Genomic DNA, 16,313 nt, shown 5'->3' with positions numbered 1-16,313 from the left:
CGCTTTTGCGTTCGGTCCTGACGTGCCCAACGCTCACTTCGTTCGCGTTGGACTCCGTCAGGACGTTTCTCTTCAGCTCAATACCGTGCGGTATCTAGCGAGCGCTCGAGCGACAGCGTCGCAACTCACGATCGAAAACTGGGTGAGAGGAGTAAGCCCCCTTCTGTTCATCCCGGCATTCGGCTAAGCGTCCGCGCCGTCCGCGGCGAGGCCGCGGGGTGTTCGGGCTACCACGGCGCGGACTTGCACCGGTGAGGGTTCGCCGTTCCATCGATCCTCGGCCGTCAGTCCGTGGTCGGTCACGTCGAGCGTGACCTGCGGAGTTCAACCGCGAGCAACATGCGACCACGCTTTCCTCTGCGGGTTAGCTCCCCTTCCTCTCGGTCAGGTTCGCGCGCATCATCGGTCGGGCCGAGACGTGTCGTTTCTGTTCCAGAGCCAGCGGTCTCCCGCTCCGGACTTGCATCCGGTCACCTGCCCGAACAGGTGGGGGGACTTTCCTCGCGGGCGTTAGGCAACCCGGAGGGTTGGCCAACGTTACGAGCGTGATGCGTCCCGAAGGGACGGATCACGTTAGGTGCGTGGAGCGACTCTCCGAGTCGCTCCACGAAAGGTAGTCGCGCCGTTGCCGGCACGACTATCGCGGCAGCCAGGCTCTCTCTCCCAGTCATTCTAGGGGCGGTTGCCGAATAAGTCCCCCGATTGGGGCTCGAAAAAACGTCCACCGACGAATGGAAGCGCTTTAGGACGACTACTGCCATGGTTATCTGTATGTCCCAGGGACAGGGCGTCGACCTTTCCTACGAGGACGGTGCACGTGCGGTCGAACTCGCGCGCGAAGCCGTCGACTCTTACGTACGACACGGGCAGCGAGAACAACCGGGCAGCATGCGCGAAGCCTTCTACGAGCGAACCGGGGCGTTCGTCCGCCTCGAGTCGACCCGTGGCCGCGGCAGCCTGCGTGGCTGTGCGGGCGGCCACCGCTCGGGCGACCAGCTCGGCCACGTCATCGTCGATGCGGCGATCGAAGCCGCCAGTGGAGACTCCTGTGGCTCCGAAGTCAGCCCCTCGGAACTGTCGAACCTGACGGTCTCGGTTTGTATCGTCGGCGATGTCGTGTTGACTGACAACCCGCTGGCCGATCTCGAGGTCGGTACCCACGGCATCGCCATCGACGGCGGCGAGGGCGGCTGGCTCTATCCGACGGTCCCAGTCGAAAACGGCTGGACCGCCCGCGAATACCTCGAGCGCACCTGCCGGAAAGCGAAACTCGCGCCGGATGCGTGGCAAAACGACGACGTCGTCGTCACGCTGTTCGAAGGGCAGGTCTTCCGCGAACGCGAGGCCGACGGCAGCATCGAACAGGTCTGAATAGCGCCGCGATTCTCCGAGCCGCTTGCTGTATCAAGAGCAGCGTGTTTCTCACCCATCTCTCGACTTAGTCGCCCGATTTGGCTGCTCGATCCAGCCGCTCGAGTTTGACCTCGAGCAGCGCGTTCAGCGCCGCGAACACGGAGTGGACGGTAAACCAGAGGACGGCCAGATTGACGACGAGAATCAACGGGATCGAGAGCAGTGTCGGCCCCGGCAGGAGGATCACCGTACAGACACCACCGATCGCAAAGACGATGACGAGGCGGCTCGCAAGCTGCGTCGCGATTCGAGAGTGCGGAGCTTCGGAGGCGGCGACCATCGATGATCGGTTTTCCCGCGTCCGATAAAAAGCCAAGTATCCTACCTTCGTTGACGTACTTCCGCGCTCGCGTACAGTCCGGCTCAGGCTGCTATCGGTCGCGTGCCGGCGTCTATCGGTTGAAACCGACCGCTTCGGCGTCGGCCAAACATCGTTCGGCCGCCGCATCCAGCTCGAACTCGCGGACGATCTCGCCGTCGCGGACCAGTGGTTCGAGCAGCGACTCGCCCTCGGTCGGTCCGTCGCGGTTGGCCAGCGTGACGTGGTGGCCGCCGTTGGGCATTCGGTAGATGTCTTTGACGCCGGAAAGTTTGCCCCGCTTGGAGATGGGTTCGCCTTCTATTTCGACGATGTCGAGACTGAAGTCGATCGAATCGGCACCGGTGATGTGGCTGCCGACGCCGAAGCCGTCGGCGACGTCGCGCAGTTCCCGGATCGTTTCGGGGGTGAGTCCGCCGCTACAGAAGATATCGACGTCATCGTATCCTCGCGCGTCGAGGTCCCAGCGCACTTCTCGGATGATGTGTCGGAAATCACCACGTCGGGAGCCAGTCGTGTCGATGCGGACGCCATCCAGGTCGTCGCCGAGCGTCTCGGCAGCTAGCAGACTCTCGCTTTTCTCGTCCCAGAAGGTGTCGACCAGCGCGATCCGCGGCACGTCCTCGCCGACAGCCTCATCGAACGCCGTCCAGGCCTCGGCCTGATTGCCCTCGCCGAAACAGAACATGAGCGCGTGGGGCATCGTTCCGCCTGCCTCGCGGCCGAGGATATCCCCTGCTGCGACGTGTGAGAACCCATCGAGGCCAGCGAGCAACGCCGCGCGTTCGACCGTCGCTGCGATCGACGGGTGGACGTGGCGCGCGCCGAACGACAACACCATCGACTCGGGCGCTGCCAGTCTGGCCTCGAGTGCCGCCGTCGCGAAGCCACTCGGCTGCGACAGGAAGCCGAGCATCGAGGTCTCGAGTGCGGCGAACTCGAGGTACGGGCCTTCGATTCGGAGAACGGGACCGCCGTCGAACAACTGGCCGTCGGGAAGCGCGTCGATATCGACGGCGCGGCCCTCGAACAGCGTGGCCACGTCTTTGACGCCGGTGAAGACCTCGAACGCCCCGGTCGAGAACTGGTCTGCGGTCACTTCGGCGACGACGTGGGGGTTTTTCCCCGCGTGCTCGAGCGTCGCTCGCGTGCGCTCGAAGTAGGCGTCAGTCGCGTCCCCCTCGAGAATGGCCTTCGAGGGCACGGTTCCGAACGGATTTGACATATCGCCGATTTCCCGCGGGAGGCAAAAAAGCTACCCGTCTGCCGGCGTCCGGGGCTGACGTACAGCTTCCGACAGTCAGCTTTCGCACCTGTTTCGCCATTGATTAAAACTGAGATGTCGCTCGCACGGCGGGTCGCTATCGCTTGCGACCGACGGCAAGCCAGGCCCCCGTTCCGAACAACGTAACTGCGATCGCGCCGACCGCAGCCGTCACGCCGAAGCCGGGAGTCGCGTCGGGGGCGGCACCGGCGTCGACGTTCGACAGCGCTGCCACCGACGGGGCGCGGACGACCGTCGCCGTCGTCCCGTTTCGCTCGATATAGTACGCGCCGGCGTAGCCACCATCGTCGATCACGAAGGTGTTCTGACGGGCGACGACGGGCTCGGCACCGTGGTTCTCGAGGAGTTCCCGGTATCCCTCGAGGAACTCGCCGGTATCCTCGGTCGACTGCCACTCCGTTCGCCAGACGTAGCCGGCTCGGCCCGCTGCAGCGGCGGGATCGCTCTCGTTGTCGATTTCGTCGGTGGTGTAGATGACTAGCGTATCGCCGGCCCAGCCGTCGGTGACCGCGTGATCGTAGTTGAAGCCGCGACCGCCGCCCAGGACATCGAGATCGGTCGCGTCGAGCACCGACGGCTGATCCTGATTCATCGCGTCGGCGGCGAACATCGCGACCATCCCCGCTTCGCCGATGGTGTCGTTTGCCACCACGCCGTCGACGGTGAGCTGTCGCCAGCCGTCGCTCGAGCGGTCGGGGATCGCGACCGTTTCCGGTTCGCGCTCGGAGCCGGGATGGATAACCGCGGCGGTGGTCGCCGGCGGCTCGTCGTAGGCTGCGTTGACTGCCGACCATCCGTCGCCCTGCTGACGCAGGTGGTCGATGTAGTCGGGGCCGTCGCTGTAGGGCTGGTAGATGGCGAAGTAGATACCCCAGTTGACGTCGAACTGGCCCGCTCCCTGGCTACGGGGGGTGAGACAGTCCCACTCGACGCTACAACGACTCTCGTACTCACGTTCGACCCAGCTCGCGTCGCCTTCGACGACCCCTTTCGTCGCCAGGGAACCGTCCTGTGTCGAGTCGGTGAGTTCCGAGAGGTTGAATCGCTGGTCCTGCAGCGCGTGGACGAGCTCGTGGCCGAGCGTGAGTTCGTCCAGTTCCGGCGTTTCGGGGTTTTCGGAGACGATGACGATCTCGTCGGTCTCGGGGTCGTAGTAGCCCTTGACGGCACCGCCGTACACTGTCTTGGTCGCGTTGACCGCCGTCGTGTCCCGATCGACGGTAAACAGTGCTTCGTAGCCGACGTTCTGCTCGAGTCGTTCCGCCGTCGTGTAGTTCTCGAAGCGGTCGTCGTTCGTCTGCTGGTAGGTCTCACGGGAGACGACGTCGACTGCGACCTCGTCTTTGAAGGTCAGATTTCGAATCCGCTCGACACGGGCCATCGCTCGGTAGACGACGGGCTCGAGGTCATCGTCGTCGACGACCGCGTCCGATTGGTCGTCGACGGGCAGCTCGTCGTCGTACCAGTAGCCTTCGACGTAACCGACGGTGTCTTCGGTCGATGGGTTCGCGGGGCGGTCGTCCGGTGGGGTGATCGCCGCGTTCGTTGTCGTGGCCGAGTTCAGACGCGGGGTCAGTTCGGCTCGATCGGCACTGGCGGCGGTCGTTCCGTCGGAAGCCGCGGTCGCGCTGGCTGCAAGGACCGGGCCGGCGAGGCCGCTTGTCACCAGCGCTCCGGCGAGGACCAGTACGAGGAGGACGACGGACGTGCGGGGGCGCGTCGATGGCATCTGACGTGACTAGTGATCCATTTGAATAGAAGTGCAAAAAGCACGACGGTCAGGCCGCCACTCACTCGGCGTCGGTCGACGCGGCCCGCCGGCCAAGCAGGACGCCCAGGATCACAGCCACGAGGCCGGCGAGCAAAGTGAGCGCTCGCCGATGCATCGATGCCTGCAGCTGGTAGCTTCGATCGCGCGCTTGGCCGCCGAACGGGCCGTGAGCGCCGAAATCCCCCGCTACCGGCTCGTGAAGGTTGTGCTCTCGGTCGGGATCGATCGGTTCGTCCGTCAACTGTGAGTCGTACCCGCCGCGTGCGAGATAGTTGTCGAGTCGCCGCGGCATGATGCGGTTGCCGAGGATCGCTTTCACTGTCGACCGGGCGACCCACAGTTCGTCTTTGTCATGATCGACAGCCCACCGGATCGCACGCGCGGCGACTTTCGGCTGGTAGATCGGCGGCACCGGCTGTGGTTTCTTCGACATCCGGCTTTTCGACCACTCGAACTGCGGGGTGTTCATCGCGGGCATCTGCACCATCGACAGCTGGACGTCACAGTCGTCGTGGATGAGTTCTGTCCGGATGGACTCGGTAAAGCCCTGAATCGCGTGTTTCGCGCCGCAGTACGCGGATTGCAGGGGGATTCCCCGATACGCCAGCGCCGAGCCGACCTGCACGATCGTTCCCTCGTCGCGGGGGCGCATCCGCTCGAGTGCGGCCTGCGTCCCGTAAACGTAGCCCAGGTACGTGACCTCGGTGACGCGACGGTAGTCGTCGGCAGACATCTCCGCGGCCGGCGAGAACACCGAAACCATCGCGTTGTTCACCCAGACGTCGATCGGGCCGAACGCGTCCTCGACGACCTCGGCCGCGGCCTCGACCGCATCGGGGTCGGCCACGTCCGTTGGGACGACCACCGCCTCGCCGCCGGCCTGTTCGACGTCCTCGCGTGCGCCCTCGAGGCCATCCTCGCCGCGTGCGAGCAGCCCGATCTTCGCACCACGCTCGGCGAACGCGCGAGCGGTGGCTCGCCCGACGCCGGCCGATGCGCCCGTGACGACGACGACTTCCGAATCAGTGGATTCAGACATGGTTAGCTACTGAGCGGGTTCAGTCGGTCGACCGTCTCGAGTGTGGCATACCGCTCCCAGCCGCCGTAGCGATCGGCGATCGGGCCGCGCGGGACGCTGACGAGCACGACGAGCGCGCCGACGACGACGGCGTTGATCGCGGCGATCGTCGGGACACCGGTCGCCAGCCACGGGGCGACGGCGATCCACGCAGCCAGCGGGACGTTCAGGAACCGGATCGCGCGGGCGGGTTCCGCGGTCGCGATCACGGTGAAGGAGACGACCAGCGAGCCGACGAGGTGGCTACTGTCGGCCATGACCCCGGTTGTCCCGAAGACGGTCGGCGAGAGCATGAGCCACGCGCCGAGCGCCATCGCGGCCAGCAGCGTCCACGGGATCGAGACGCCCCAGAACGGCTCGCCGATCGGCGACTCGCCGATCGGTCGCTCAGAGGCCTCGTCGACGCCCGACTCGTCTTCGGTGATCGTCCCGCCCATCCAGAAGGCGGTCCAGAGGCTATCGCCCTGGCGCGTCAGCCGGACGAGGTACTGTCCCATCGCGACGACCTCGTCGACCGTCAGCGAGATCATCCACAGCATGCCGAAAGCCGAGAGGAGACAGAGGGAACACCACGTTCCGACCATGATCGGTTGCATGATGACCAGCAGCACCTGGACGAAGCCGAGCGGGATCACGACGACGCCGAAGAACGCGACCATCCACGGCATGGTGCGCCAGCGCCGCCGATCGCCCATGAAGCCCATCAGCGCCTCGACCGAGTAGGCCACCGCACCGAGCCCGGCGTCGGAGACGGGAAACGCCTTCGACACTTTCGACGTGAGGATCTGCTCGGTACCCGACCCGTAGAGTGGGTCCCAGACGCTACCGATGTAGCCCAGCTGGAAGGCGGCCATGTACCATGAGGCGAAGAAGCCGAAAACGCCGAGCGCGATCAGCGGGGCGCGCTGGGCACCCGTCGAGGGGTTGTACGACCAGCCCGGTGGGACGGCGGGTCCCTCCATCTCCGAGCGCATCACGATCAGGACCGAGAACGTGATCACCATGACGCCCACGAGGGAGTGGTTGGCATAGGCAGCCGCCGTCGGCGCCCAGAAGACGATCGGCGCGAACACCAGCCACAGGCCGACGAAGCCGTTGGCGTAGTTGGCGTAGCCGCTCTCACGATAGATCGTGAGCCCGGCCAGCGCGATGAGGACGATGCCGCTGATCACGCCGTTCCAGCCCATCAGCACGCTCTCGTAACCCAGTGTCGGCGTGCTTGCGATAAGCCAGAGGCCGAGCGAGATGATGGCGTACTGCGGCCACACCTCCTTCGTCGGATGGGCGAGCATCATGTCGCCTGGACGCATCGAGTCGCCGTTTCCATCACCCTGTCCGTCAGTGTCGGTCCTCTCACCGCCATCGGCCCGCGAGCGGCGATCGCGCGCGTCGGTCGTGACGGCGGTCGGTTCGTCTGTCGTGTCGTGTCTGTCGTCACTCATTGTCTCTCACTCCGTGTCGGTCGGTCGGCTGATGATCTCCTCGCTCGAGTCGAGATCCTCGAGCGACTCCTCGCGGCTGAGCGGCGCCGACGATTCGGCGCTCGAGCGGTCGGCGTCGGCCAGCGCGAGCGCGCTGTTGATGAGTCCGATGTGGCTGTACGCCTGCGGGAAATTGCCGCGCTGGTCACCCGTCTCCGGGTCGACCGCCTCTGCCAGCAGTCCGAGTGGGCTGGCGTACTCGAGGATCGCCTCGAAGTGCTCGGTCGCCTCCTCGGTTCGCCCCGCGAGCGCGAGGGCGGTGACGAGCCAGAACGAACTGACGGCGAACGGGCTGTCGGTGCCCGGAAGTCCGTCGTCGCCCTCGTAGCGCCGGACGAGGCCGTCGTCGGTCACCAGCCGGTCGATCGTCGCGTCGATCGTCCCCTGAACGCGCTCGTCGTCGGGCGGGAGGAAGCCGACGACCGGGACGAGCAGATTCGCCGAATCCAGTGTGTCTTCGTCGCCAAACGCCCGGACGAAGCTGTTCGTCCGCTCGCTGAACCCGCGCTCGAGGATCGCCGCTTGAACGTCCGCGCGACACGTCCGCCAGCGCTCGAGTGGCGCGTCGATGCCGTCGGCGGCCTCGGCGAGCTTGATTCCGCGGTCCAGCGCCGTCCAGCACATGACCTTCGAGTAGACGAACTGCTGTGGATCGTTTCGGACCTCCCAGATGCCCGCGTCGGGCTCGTCCCAGCCCTCGCAGACGTAGTCGATGAGGTCACACATCACCGCCCAGTCGTCGGGCGTCACCGGTTGGCCGTAGCGGACGGCCTCGTAGATCGCGAGGATCAGTTCGCCGTAGACGTCGAGCTGGTGTTGATCCCGGGCCGCGTTGCCGACGCGGACCGGGGCCGAACCGCGGTATCCCTCGAGGTGATCGAGGACCCGCTCCTCGAAGTCGCTCCCGCCGTGGAGGCCGTAGACCGGCGGAACCGCGGCAGGATCATGCTCGCTACAGTGGTCGAGACACAGCTGGAAATACGATTTCGCCTCCGCGAGGTGACCGAGTTCGGCCAGCGCTCGGACGGTAAAGGCCGCGTCGCGGATCCAGTTGTACCGGTAGTCCCAGTTGCGGACACCGCCGAGGTCCTCGGGCAGCGATGTGGTCGGAGACGCACACACTGCGCCACTCTGCCGATGGATGAGCAGTTTGAGGACGAGCGCCGAGCGGACGGCGAGGTCGTGCCACCGGCCGCCGACGGGACAGTCCGTCCCGTTGCAATCGTGGCTCCACTCCCGCCAGTAGTCGACGGTTCGCTGTAACGTCTCTCGATGTGTGGCCGGCGCAAGCGGGATTTCCTCGCCGTAGCCGAGCACCAGCCAGTGTCGCTCGTCGGCCTCGAGCGTCACCGTCGCGCTCGCCGCGTGGCCGTCGGCCGACGGCTCGAGCGGGAGGTCGCTCGAGAGGACGGCCCGCTCGTCGTCGCCGAGTGCAACGACGCTGTCGGCAGTCAGTTCGATATCGGGGATGTCACGCGCGTAATCGAACCGCGGCTCGAACCGGATCTCGAACTCGATCGGTCCGTCCGCACACTCGAGTCGCCGGTAGACGGCAGGCGGCGAGTCGTCCGATTCGGTCGCCTCCGCGACGGGCATGAAGTCCGTCACCCTCGCTTCCCCGCCGGCGGTCCGGAACGTCGTCTCGAGGACGTTGGTCCGGTCGTGATACCGCTGGACGGAGTCGAACGAGCCCGTTGGCCGGACGGCAAAGTGGCCGCCGCGGTCGGCATCGAGCAGCGCGGCGAAGACGCTCGGCGACTCGACGTGTGGGAGTGGACACCAGTCGATCGAGCCGTCGCGACCAACGAGGGCGACTGTGTTCCCGTCGCCGATCGCGCCGTACTCTGCGAGGCGGGTGTACTGCATACTCAAGTGGTGGAGGTCAGTTTTCGTACGGGCCGCTCGTGACGAGTCGCGGATACTCGCTCCGTCGCGTTCCCTGTTCGGCAGTCACATGAAAGGGTGGCTCGTCGCCGGTGACGATCGCGACGTATGCGTTTCGCTCCTGCCGATCACGCGAGAACGATGAAATCGAAGTCCTGCGTTGAAGCGGGCACGAACGTTTTCATGGCTCCGCCCGTACGACCGTCTAGCTATGCGCCTCGAGCCAGACCGCACGGCAGTGGTGGTCGTCGACATGCAAAACGGGTTCTGTCACCCAGAGGGCTCGCTGTACGCACCGGGCAGCGAGGCCGTTATCGAGCCGATCGCCGAGTTAGTCGAGCGTGCTCGCGAGGCCGGCGTCCAGGTGATCTTCACCCGCGACGTCCACCCACCGGACCAGTTCGACGACGCCCACTACTACGACGAGTTCGACCAGTGGGGCGAACACGTCCTCGAGAACTCCTGGGAGGCCGAGATCGTCGACGAACTCCCCGTCGAGGCAGGCGACCACGTCGTCGAGAAACACACCTACGACGCCTTCTACAACACCGAACTCGAGGGGTGGTTGACGGCCCGCGACATCCACGATCTGGTGATCTGTGGCACCCTCGCGAACGTCTGCGTGCTCCACACCGGCGGCAGTGCGGGGGTGCGGGACTTCCGCCCGATCCTGGTCGAAGATTGCATCGGTGCGATCGAGGACGACCACCACGAGTACGCCTTAGAGCACGCCGACTGGCTGTTCGGCGAGGTCGAGCAGAGCGCCGACCTCGAGTTCGCGTAATCGCAACAGCCGTCCCACCGTCTTTTTCGTCGCCGCCGATCCAACGTGCAGTATGAACAGCTTGCAGCCACGTCGTGCGAACGCGACAAGCCACGTGAGCCTCGAGCCGCGGTCGGTCGGTGAGACGCGATGAACCAACAACAGCTGCGACCGCTGTATCTGCTCGGCGTTGCGGCCAGCGCATACGCACTCTGGTATTTCGCCACGGCTGGCTCGAATCTGTACGCGATCGCGTTCGGACTCGTGACGGTGGTTCTCGTGGTACGGCTTCGAAAACTGACCGCTGACTCCTGAGACGACCTTCTGGCAGTGGGTGCCGGCGGGTCCGCGACCGCGCTGGGGGCCATCGGAACAGCGGGACAGCAGCCGGTCTGAGACGGGGGTGTGGACTCGCTCTTACTGTGGTCGGAGGATCCGATAGGCGCCCTGTCCGATGGCGACGATCTTCGTCTCCCCGTCGGGCGTCGTGCTTTCGACGGTGACCTCACTGACGCCGACGCTGCTACCGGCCCGGATCACGTCTGCGGTCGCGACGAGGTCTCCCGTCGCCGGGCGGAGGTAGTTGACGTTCAGATTGATCGTCGCGATTTTCGTCTCGAAGGGGTTGTCGACCGCGGTCTGCAGCGAGAGCCCGCCGACGGTGTCGATGAGTGTCGCCGCGACGCCACCGTGGAGGTCCGCTCGCTCGTCGGGGGCTGCGGTTGGCCGCGTGTTCGTCAGCTTCTCGTCGTAGGGAATCGACATCGTCATCGTCCCGTCGCCGACGTTGTCGACGCTCGTCTCGAGCCACGCGAGGAACTCGTGATCCTCCTCGAGAGAGTACTGGAGCAGACTCTCGAGGTCGTCGAACTCGTCGAACATGTCCGCCGGTGGCGTCTCCTCGGTCATAGCCTCTCGTCTGTGAGCGACGGTCTTGACGGCTGCGTTTCTCGATGTCACGCCGTGTCAGCGGACAGCCTCAGGCCTGCTCGCTCGAGCGAACCCGCACCCGAACCCGCTCGCCCACCGCGAACGACCGCTCTGGACAGATTAGTTTCGCGCCGAAATCGCCGTCCTGCGCACAGAACAGCGATAAGCCGGTGATCGGCTCGTCGTTTGCCGTCACCGTCACGTCGTCCCACGTGATCGTGCGACCGTCGGCGACGCCGAGCCGATCGCCATTCAGCGAGACCACTGTTTCCTCGTCGCCGCGCTCGAGGACCCCACCGCCGTCGTAGTGTGGCAGCCCGCCATCCAAGACGCCACCTCCGTCAGCGCGCACGCCGACGAAGCCAGTGCCGGGATCGGGGTGTGCGGGTGCGTCGAGGACCGCATAGGTGTCGCCGGTCGCGACGACCTGACCGGTGCCGTCCCACGCGAGTGGCCGGACCGAGACGCCGAGTTCGAGCGGGAGCGAGCCCGACGCACGATAGGGGTTCTGCTCGGGGCCGCGAACTCCCACGTGGAGGTGGTTGTCGACCCAGGGAGCGAAAAAGCCGGCCCGGACGAGTCGACCGAGCGACTCCCCTCGTTCGACGACGTCGCCAGCCGCGACTGATGGCTCGACGTGGAGGATTCTGACCGCCAATCCCGCGAGCGGACTCGAGTCGGCGGGCTCGAGCAGGATCAAGTGATCGTGTTCTGGCGCGTAGGGTTTCGGCGGCGCGCGGACGGTGCGGGTCTCGCGGACGGTACCAGCGACGGGGCTCGGTGCGGCGGTCGTCCGACCGTCGACCAGCGTTCCGGGATAGAGATCGATCGCACAGCCACCGTCGTGGGCGGGATACGGCGAGTTGTACAGCGAGAAGCGCTCGTACTGCGCCAGCACGGGTTCGGGGAGCGTGACGGCCATCGGATACCAACGCTGGGCGGCGGGAGCGTTTAGACCCACCGGGTCTAACCCATGGTATGCGCGTCTTTCGCGGCCGGGCGGCATCCATCGCGGCTGATCGCGACGTGAGTCGGCGGCTACTTTCGATCGCTGCCGACGGCGAGCCCGCCGTCCGCGTCTGGACTCCCCACCGACAGGTCGCCTTCGGTCGTCGAGACGCCCGTCTCGAGGGATACGAGCGCGCCCGTGTGGCCGCTACCGAGCGTGGGTTCCCGCCGATCGAGCGCGATGTCGGCGGTCGCGCGGTGGCCTACGACGGCGCGACGACGCTGGCGTTTGCCCGTGCCGAACCGGTTACAGACGGCAGAACCGGCACAACCGCCCGATACGAACGCACCACGGCTGCCCTCGAGCAGGCGTTGCGGACGCTCGGCCTCGAGCCGAATCGCGGCGAGCCTGCAGACTCGTTTTGTCCCGGCACGCACTCGCTCTCTATCGATGCGCACGCAGGCGAGCGCAAGGTCGTCGGCATCGCCCAGCGTGTCCGAAGCGAGGCCGCCCTCGTCGCCGGCATCGTCCTCGTAGCGGATCGCGGGGACCTCTCTGACGTGCTCGAGGCGGTCTACGGTGCGCTCGGCGTGGCGCTCGCGCCGGCGTCAGTAGGGAGTATCGCAGCTGCGGGCGGCCCAGCCGAGCCCGAGCCCGTTCGCGCAGCGGTCGAGGACGCGCTGGTCGGCGACGCGACGACCGTTTCGATCGAATCACTGTGAGAGACTGAGATACTATTTTTTCGCTTCGTGGTGTCTGACTCGCATATGACGACCCTAGTACGGCTGGAGGGCAAGCGATGACAGCGGACGAATCGACGACCGACGACGAGTCTGCACTGGCTGACGCTCTGTGGACCGATCTCCTCGAAGACACACGAGATCTTGCCGAGGAGTACCGCGAGGACGGCTGGGACGCCATCGTCCTCGAGCCGACCGACATCGCACCGGTCGACAGCGAGGAGCGAGTCGGCCTCGACGTGACGGTCAGCGCCGACGAGTACGATGTCGTCGCGGGACTCATCGACGACGGAGATGTGACGATCACTGCGGCTGACGTATACTACCGACCGCTCGCCGCCGAGGAGACCGACCAGCGAGTCGCCCTCGCAGTCGAGCGCGACGATGCCAGCGAGACGGCGATTTTCGTCCCGCTTGCCTACGATATCACGGCTGTTCGTCCCGCCTTCGAAACGGCGCTGCTCGAGGAGCAACTGCTGGTGCACGTACTGGCCGCGCCGGACGACGGCTGGGTCAGTTTCTCCCACGACGATCCGTCGCTGTTTCTCGAGAAGTCGGACGTTCGTGCCTGGGACGCGGAGTAAGTCGACTTAGTCCCCGGTTCGAAACGACAGATCGAGCGACGGTGCGGAGTGCGTGAGCGATCCCATCGAGATCACGTCGACACCCGTCGCGGCATAGTCGGGCACGTCCGCAAGGGTGATGCCGCCGCTAGCTTCGGCCAGCACGCTCTCGTAGTCTGTGAGTTCGCCGACAGCCGCCGCCGTCTGCTCGGGTGTCATGTTGTCGAGCAAGACGATGTCCGCACCCGCCGCGGCTGCCCGCGGGGCGTCGGCGACAGTTTCGACCTCGACCTCGACTTTCGTCGCGAACGAGGTCCGTTCGTCGAAGTGTTCGATCGCCTCCTCGAGCCCCAACTCGGCGACGTGGTTGTCCTTGACCATCACCATATGGGAAAGATCGAGCCGGTGGGTGTCGCCGCCGCCCGCGACGACCGCGCGCTTCTCGATGCCGCGCAGGCCGGGCGTGGTCTTGCGGGTCGCGGCGATCGCGACGTCCTCGGACTCGGCTCGCGCCTGGTCGACCGCCTCGCGGGTCCGCGTCGCGATCCCAGAGGCGTGGCCCGCAATGTTGACGGCGACGCGCTCGCCGCGCAGCACTTCACGGGCCGAGCCGACGACCCGGAGCAGTTCGTCACCGGGTTCGACCGCGGTGCCGTCCGCGAGCCGATCGGTCACGGGTACGTCGAGGTACTCGAAGACGGCCGCCGCGGCCTCGAGACCGGCTGCGACGCCCGATTCTTTGGCGACGAGCCGGCCGGTCGTCTCGCCGGGAACCTGATTGGTCACGTCGTGGTGGCCGACGTCCTCGCGGAGCCAGCCGTCGATCTGTGCGTCGGTGATCACGTTGTGCCACGTTGGCGACCGACTTACGATAAACGGCGTGTTTTCGACTGCGCTTGAACCATCGTCAACGAGAGGGCGGGACGGCGATAAAAACCTGTCACGGCCAATGTCTTTTTCATTGCTAAATTGAATGTATATCGCATGGATCAGGGGAAGCAACACGAGGAACGAGTACCAACTCAGGGGGACGCGGAATTGGAAGACAATAGACAAGAACCGCAGTCGGTGTTCGATCGCGACACGTGGGATAGGAGATCGGTCAGCTGGCTCGTGGGGACGGGAGTCGGCGTGTACGCGCTCATATACGTTCTCGCTGGACGCGTCCCGATCGATCCGGAGCCATTCGAGAGTACTGGACAGGGCTTTGAGCTCCTCTTTTTGTCGGCGCTGAACGGCATACAATTCGAGGGCGTCGGCGACGCTCAGGAGTTGGCCCTGTTCGGAATCATTATCGCTGTGGTCGTCGCCGGTCCGTTTCTTATCGTTGCGAGTTACGTCCTCGCCGCGCGGATCGGTGACGGCGGGATCAGGCGGTACGCGACGTTCGGCGCGTCTATCGCCGTCCCGTTCGCGCTAACGGTCGCCTGGCGAGCCTCGCAGTTCGAATACACGCTCGTCAGTCGCGAGGAGACGCTCTCCCTCGTCGGAAAACCACTTTCCGCGTTGTTCAGTGCGGCGCTTCTGGCGTTAATCTGTGGTGCGATCGGCGGCCTGCTCGCGGGCTGGCGACGGACGTAGCCGTCACACTGCGTTTGTCATACGGCCAGGAAACCGTATCAGTGGCTAGCACGTGGCTCGTCATCGACGTGGTGACAGCCAACCGATTCGGTGTTTTCTCCGGCCGCACGCGCGATCAACAGCGCGACGACGCTCGCGTTCCGGAGTTCGTAGAGGTCACGTGCCGTTCGGGTTCGAATGTAGGCGTCGACCTCGCCTTTCAGCCGCCGGAGGACGGCACTCGCGCGGGTGATTTCGTCGGGACCGCGCTCGAGGCCCAGATACTCGTCCATCGTCTGCTGGAGCCGCGTGAACTTCTCGGCGGCGAAGCGCGCAGGCAGGTCGGGATCCCGATTCAGGAGTTCGGGTGCCTCGACGACCTCGGAGTCGAACCCGGTTGCGTCCTCGCCCGCGCGCAGGCCCCAGACGAGGCCCTCGAGCAGGCTCGTACTCGCCAGTCGGTTCGCACCGTGGACGCCGGTGCGGGCACACTCGCCGACGGCGTAGAGCCGATCGAGCGAGGTGCGGCCGCGGTCGTCGACGTCGATGCCGCCACACAGGAAGTGTTCGGACGGTGCGACCGGAATCTCGTCGCCGTCGATCCCGCGGTCGCGACATTTCTCGGCGATGGCGGGGTAGTCGGATTCGAACTCGAGCGGACCCACGTCGAGGACGACCTCGCCGGTTGCCTCGCGTTCGGCCTTAACCGCGCGGGCGACGACATCCCGCGGTGCGAGGTCGCCCTGCGGGTGGTAGTCATCCATGAATCGCTCGCCGTCGCCGTTGCGGAGGACGGCCCCCTCGCCGCGCAGCGCCTCGGAGAGGAGGAACGGGTCCTCGCCGGCGTAGGCGGTCGGATGGAACTGGATATACTCCATGTCCGTGACGTCCGCGCCCGCGAGCGCGGCCATGGCGATGCCGTCGCCGGTGGCGTCGTCGGGGTTGGTCGACCGGCTGTAGAGCGCGCCGACCCCGCCGGTCGCGAGGACGGTCGCGCCGGCGTAGATCGGGTGGCCGGTGGGCTCCTCATCGCTGACGACGCCGTGAACGCGCCCCTCGGCGGTGATCAGCTCGAGCGCAGCCGTATCCTGACGAACCTCGATGCGGTCGTGGTCGTCGATGTGGTTCAGGAACGGTCGAAGGATGTGGGTGCCGGTCGCGGCGTCGACGTGGAGAATGCGGAACGCGGAGTGCGCGGCCTCGCGCGTATAATCGAGGTCCCCCTCGGCGGTCTCGTCGAAGTCGACCCCGATAGTGTCGATGAGAACGTCCTCAACGGCGTCGTCGGCGTGGTTGACGAGGGTGTCGACGACCGCGGGATCGGCGGTACCGTCGCTGGCGTCGATGATGTCCTGTTTGAGGCTCTCTGGGTCCCCTCGCGTCGTCGAGATCCCGCCCTGCGCCCAGTCGGTACTGGCATCGTCGGGTTTCGTCGCTTTCGTCAGCAGGAGGACCTCTGCGCCCTCTCGTGCGGCCGACAGAGCGGCTGCACAGCCTGCGATTCCGCTGCCGACGACGAGCACGTCGGTCGTTTCACCGTCTGTCGTCGTCGCCGTGCTGGTGTCTGTTTCAGTCAT

At 65.8% G+C, this 16,313-nt stretch carries 16 protein-coding genes and 1 other RNA gene; 6 read left to right on the top strand and 11 right to left on the bottom strand.

The window, feature by feature from the left end; all coding sequences use genetic code 11:
• Window positions 1-140: 140 nt before the first annotated feature.
• Window positions 141-665, bottom strand: an RNA gene (gene rnpB, locus ACERI1_RS05085) — RNase P RNA component.
• 106 nt (window positions 666-771) lie between these two features.
• Between rnpB and ACERI1_RS05080 the strand changes: the two genes are divergently transcribed.
• Window positions 772-1,371 carry a TIGR00296 family protein gene (locus ACERI1_RS05080; RefSeq protein WP_373616997.1) on the top strand — a complete coding sequence of 200 codons (600 nt, stop codon included), beginning with the start codon at window positions 772-774 and terminating at the stop codon, window positions 1,369-1,371.
• Between the two features lie 67 nt (window positions 1,372-1,438).
• On the opposite strand, the gene ACERI1_RS05075 is transcribed toward ACERI1_RS05080, so the two are convergent.
• The 6 genes from ACERI1_RS05075 to ACERI1_RS05050 all read right to left on the bottom strand — a co-directional run bounded on the left by ACERI1_RS05075 (window position 1,439) and on the right by ACERI1_RS05050 (window position 9,213).
• The gene (locus ACERI1_RS05075; RefSeq protein WP_373616996.1) at window positions 1,439-1,693 is read right to left on the bottom strand and encodes a hypothetical protein; all 255 of its coding nucleotides are present in this window, start codon (window positions 1,691-1,693) and stop codon (window positions 1,439-1,441) included.
• A gap of 112 nt (window positions 1,694-1,805) precedes the next feature.
• The gene (locus tag ACERI1_RS05070; RefSeq protein WP_373616995.1) at window positions 1,806-2,957 is read right to left on the bottom strand and encodes a nicotinate phosphoribosyltransferase; all 1,152 of its coding nucleotides are present in this window, start codon (window positions 2,955-2,957) and stop codon (window positions 1,806-1,808) included.
• A 136-nt stretch (window positions 2,958-3,093) separates the two neighbouring features.
• Window positions 3,094-4,746 carry an Hvo_1808 family surface protein gene (locus ACERI1_RS05065; protein ID WP_373616994.1) on the bottom strand — a complete coding sequence of 551 codons (1,653 nt, stop codon included), beginning with the start codon at window positions 4,744-4,746 and terminating at the stop codon, window positions 3,094-3,096.
• A gap of 61 nt (window positions 4,747-4,807) precedes the next feature.
• Window positions 4,808-5,827, bottom strand: coding sequence for an SDR family oxidoreductase (locus tag ACERI1_RS05060; protein WP_373616993.1), 1,020 nt, complete (start codon window positions 5,825-5,827; stop codon window positions 4,808-4,810).
• 2 nt (window positions 5,828-5,829) lie between these two features.
• Window positions 5,830-7,308, bottom strand: coding sequence for a vitamin K epoxide reductase family protein (locus ACERI1_RS05055; protein WP_373616991.1), 1,479 nt, complete (start codon window positions 7,306-7,308; stop codon window positions 5,830-5,832).
• Window positions 7,309-7,314: 6 nt separating this feature from the next.
• A complete protein-coding gene (locus tag ACERI1_RS05050) occupies window positions 7,315-9,213 on the bottom strand; it encodes a glycoside hydrolase family 15 protein (RefSeq protein ID WP_373616990.1) in 1,899 nt (632 codons plus the stop codon).
• 229 nt (window positions 9,214-9,442) lie between these two features.
• Between ACERI1_RS05050 and ACERI1_RS05045 the strand changes: the two genes are divergently transcribed.
• Both ACERI1_RS05045 and ACERI1_RS05040 read left to right on the top strand, forming a co-directional pair.
• On the top strand, window positions 9,443-10,015 hold the full coding sequence (locus tag ACERI1_RS05045; protein WP_373616989.1) for a cysteine hydrolase family protein: 573 nt from the start codon (window positions 9,443-9,445) through the stop codon (window positions 10,013-10,015).
• Window positions 10,016-10,144: 129 nt separating this feature from the next.
• Window positions 10,145-10,309, top strand: coding sequence for a hypothetical protein (locus tag ACERI1_RS05040; protein ID WP_373616988.1), 165 nt, complete (start codon window positions 10,145-10,147; stop codon window positions 10,307-10,309).
• A gap of 102 nt (window positions 10,310-10,411) precedes the next feature.
• Here ACERI1_RS05040 and ACERI1_RS05035 read toward each other — a convergent pair whose 3' ends face one another.
• A complete protein-coding gene (locus tag ACERI1_RS05035; RefSeq protein WP_373616987.1) occupies window positions 10,412-10,903 on the bottom strand; it encodes a PaaI family thioesterase in 492 nt (163 codons plus the stop codon).
• 70 nt (window positions 10,904-10,973) lie between these two features.
• Entirely contained in the window at window positions 10,974-11,846 is an 873-nt protein-coding gene (locus tag ACERI1_RS05030) for a hypothetical protein (protein ID WP_373616985.1), read from the bottom strand.
• A gap of 56 nt (window positions 11,847-11,902) precedes the next feature.
• Here ACERI1_RS05030 and ACERI1_RS05025 point away from each other — a divergent pair, with 56 nt between their 5' ends.
• Both ACERI1_RS05025 and ACERI1_RS05020 read left to right on the top strand, forming a co-directional pair.
• Complete coding sequence (locus ACERI1_RS05025; protein ID WP_373616984.1) at window positions 11,903-12,595, top strand: lipoate--protein ligase family protein; 693 nt, start codon at window positions 11,903-11,905, stop codon at window positions 12,593-12,595.
• Window positions 12,596-12,672: 77 nt separating this feature from the next.
• Complete coding sequence (locus ACERI1_RS05020; protein ID WP_373616982.1) at window positions 12,673-13,197, top strand: hypothetical protein; 525 nt, start codon at window positions 12,673-12,675, stop codon at window positions 13,195-13,197.
• 6 nt (window positions 13,198-13,203) lie between these two features.
• On the opposite strand, the gene nadC is transcribed toward ACERI1_RS05020, so the two are convergent.
• Window positions 13,204-14,019 (bottom strand): carboxylating nicotinate-nucleotide diphosphorylase, encoded by an 816-nt coding sequence (gene nadC, locus ACERI1_RS05015; RefSeq protein ID WP_373616980.1) that lies wholly within the window; start codon window positions 14,017-14,019, stop codon window positions 13,204-13,206.
• A 141-nt stretch (window positions 14,020-14,160) separates the two neighbouring features.
• Between nadC and ACERI1_RS05010 the strand changes: the two genes are divergently transcribed.
• Window positions 14,161-14,757 carry a hypothetical protein gene (locus ACERI1_RS05010; RefSeq protein ID WP_373616979.1) on the top strand — a complete coding sequence of 199 codons (597 nt, stop codon included), beginning with the start codon at window positions 14,161-14,163 and terminating at the stop codon, window positions 14,755-14,757.
• A gap of 38 nt (window positions 14,758-14,795) precedes the next feature.
• Here ACERI1_RS05010 and ACERI1_RS05005 read toward each other — a convergent pair whose 3' ends face one another.
• Window positions 14,796-16,313 carry an L-aspartate oxidase gene (locus tag ACERI1_RS05005; RefSeq protein WP_373616978.1) on the bottom strand — a complete coding sequence of 506 codons (1,518 nt, stop codon included), beginning with the start codon at window positions 16,311-16,313 and terminating at the stop codon, window positions 14,796-14,798.

This window comes from Natrinema sp. HArc-T2 (genome assembly GCF_041821085.1).
Taxonomy (GTDB): Archaea; Halobacteriota; Halobacteria; order Halobacteriales; family Natrialbaceae; genus Natrinema.
Note: the sequence above shows the minus strand (reverse complement) of the source record. Positions and strands in the feature narration are given on the sequence as shown.

Excerpts from the sequence above, each read along its gene's own strand:
- ACERI1_RS05065 (WP_373616994.1), bottom strand. The coding sequence starts at position 4,746 with ATGCCATCGACGCGCCCCCGCACGTCCGTCGTCCTCCTCGTACTGGTC.
- ACERI1_RS05030 (WP_373616985.1), bottom strand. The coding sequence starts at position 11,846 with ATGGCCGTCACGCTCCCCGAACCCGTGCTGGCGCAGTACGAGCGCTTC.
- ACERI1_RS05025 (WP_373616984.1), top strand. The coding sequence starts at position 11,903 with ATGCGCGTCTTTCGCGGCCGGGCGGCATCCATCGCGGCTGATCGCGAC.
- ACERI1_RS05060 (WP_373616993.1), bottom strand. The coding sequence starts at position 5,827 with ATGTCTGAATCCACTGATTCGGAAGTCGTCGTCGTCACGGGCGCATCG.
- ACERI1_RS05005 (WP_373616978.1), bottom strand. The coding sequence starts at position 16,313 with ATGACTGAAACAGACACCAGCACGGCGACGACGACAGACGGTGAAACG.
- ACERI1_RS05050 (WP_373616990.1), bottom strand. The coding sequence starts at position 9,213 with ATGCAGTACACCCGCCTCGCAGAGTACGGCGCGATCGGCGACGGGAAC.
- ACERI1_RS05075 (WP_373616996.1), bottom strand. The coding sequence starts at position 1,693 with ATGGTCGCCGCCTCCGAAGCTCCGCACTCTCGAATCGCGACGCAGCTT.
- ACERI1_RS05045 (WP_373616989.1), top strand. The coding sequence starts at position 9,443 with ATGCGCCTCGAGCCAGACCGCACGGCAGTGGTGGTCGTCGACATGCAA.
- ACERI1_RS05055 (WP_373616991.1), bottom strand. The coding sequence starts at position 7,308 with ATGAGTGACGACAGACACGACACGACAGACGAACCGACCGCCGTCACG.
- ACERI1_RS05020 (WP_373616982.1), top strand. The coding sequence starts at position 12,673 with ATGACAGCGGACGAATCGACGACCGACGACGAGTCTGCACTGGCTGAC.
- ACERI1_RS05035 (WP_373616987.1), bottom strand. The coding sequence starts at position 10,903 with ATGACCGAGGAGACGCCACCGGCGGACATGTTCGACGAGTTCGACGAC.
- ACERI1_RS05080 (WP_373616997.1), top strand. The coding sequence starts at position 772 with ATGTCCCAGGGACAGGGCGTCGACCTTTCCTACGAGGACGGTGCACGT.
- ACERI1_RS05010 (WP_373616979.1), top strand. The coding sequence starts at position 14,161 with ATGGATCAGGGGAAGCAACACGAGGAACGAGTACCAACTCAGGGGGAC.
- ACERI1_RS05070 (WP_373616995.1), bottom strand. The coding sequence starts at position 2,957 with ATGTCAAATCCGTTCGGAACCGTGCCCTCGAAGGCCATTCTCGAGGGG.
- ACERI1_RS05040 (WP_373616988.1), top strand. The coding sequence starts at position 10,145 with ATGAACCAACAACAGCTGCGACCGCTGTATCTGCTCGGCGTTGCGGCC.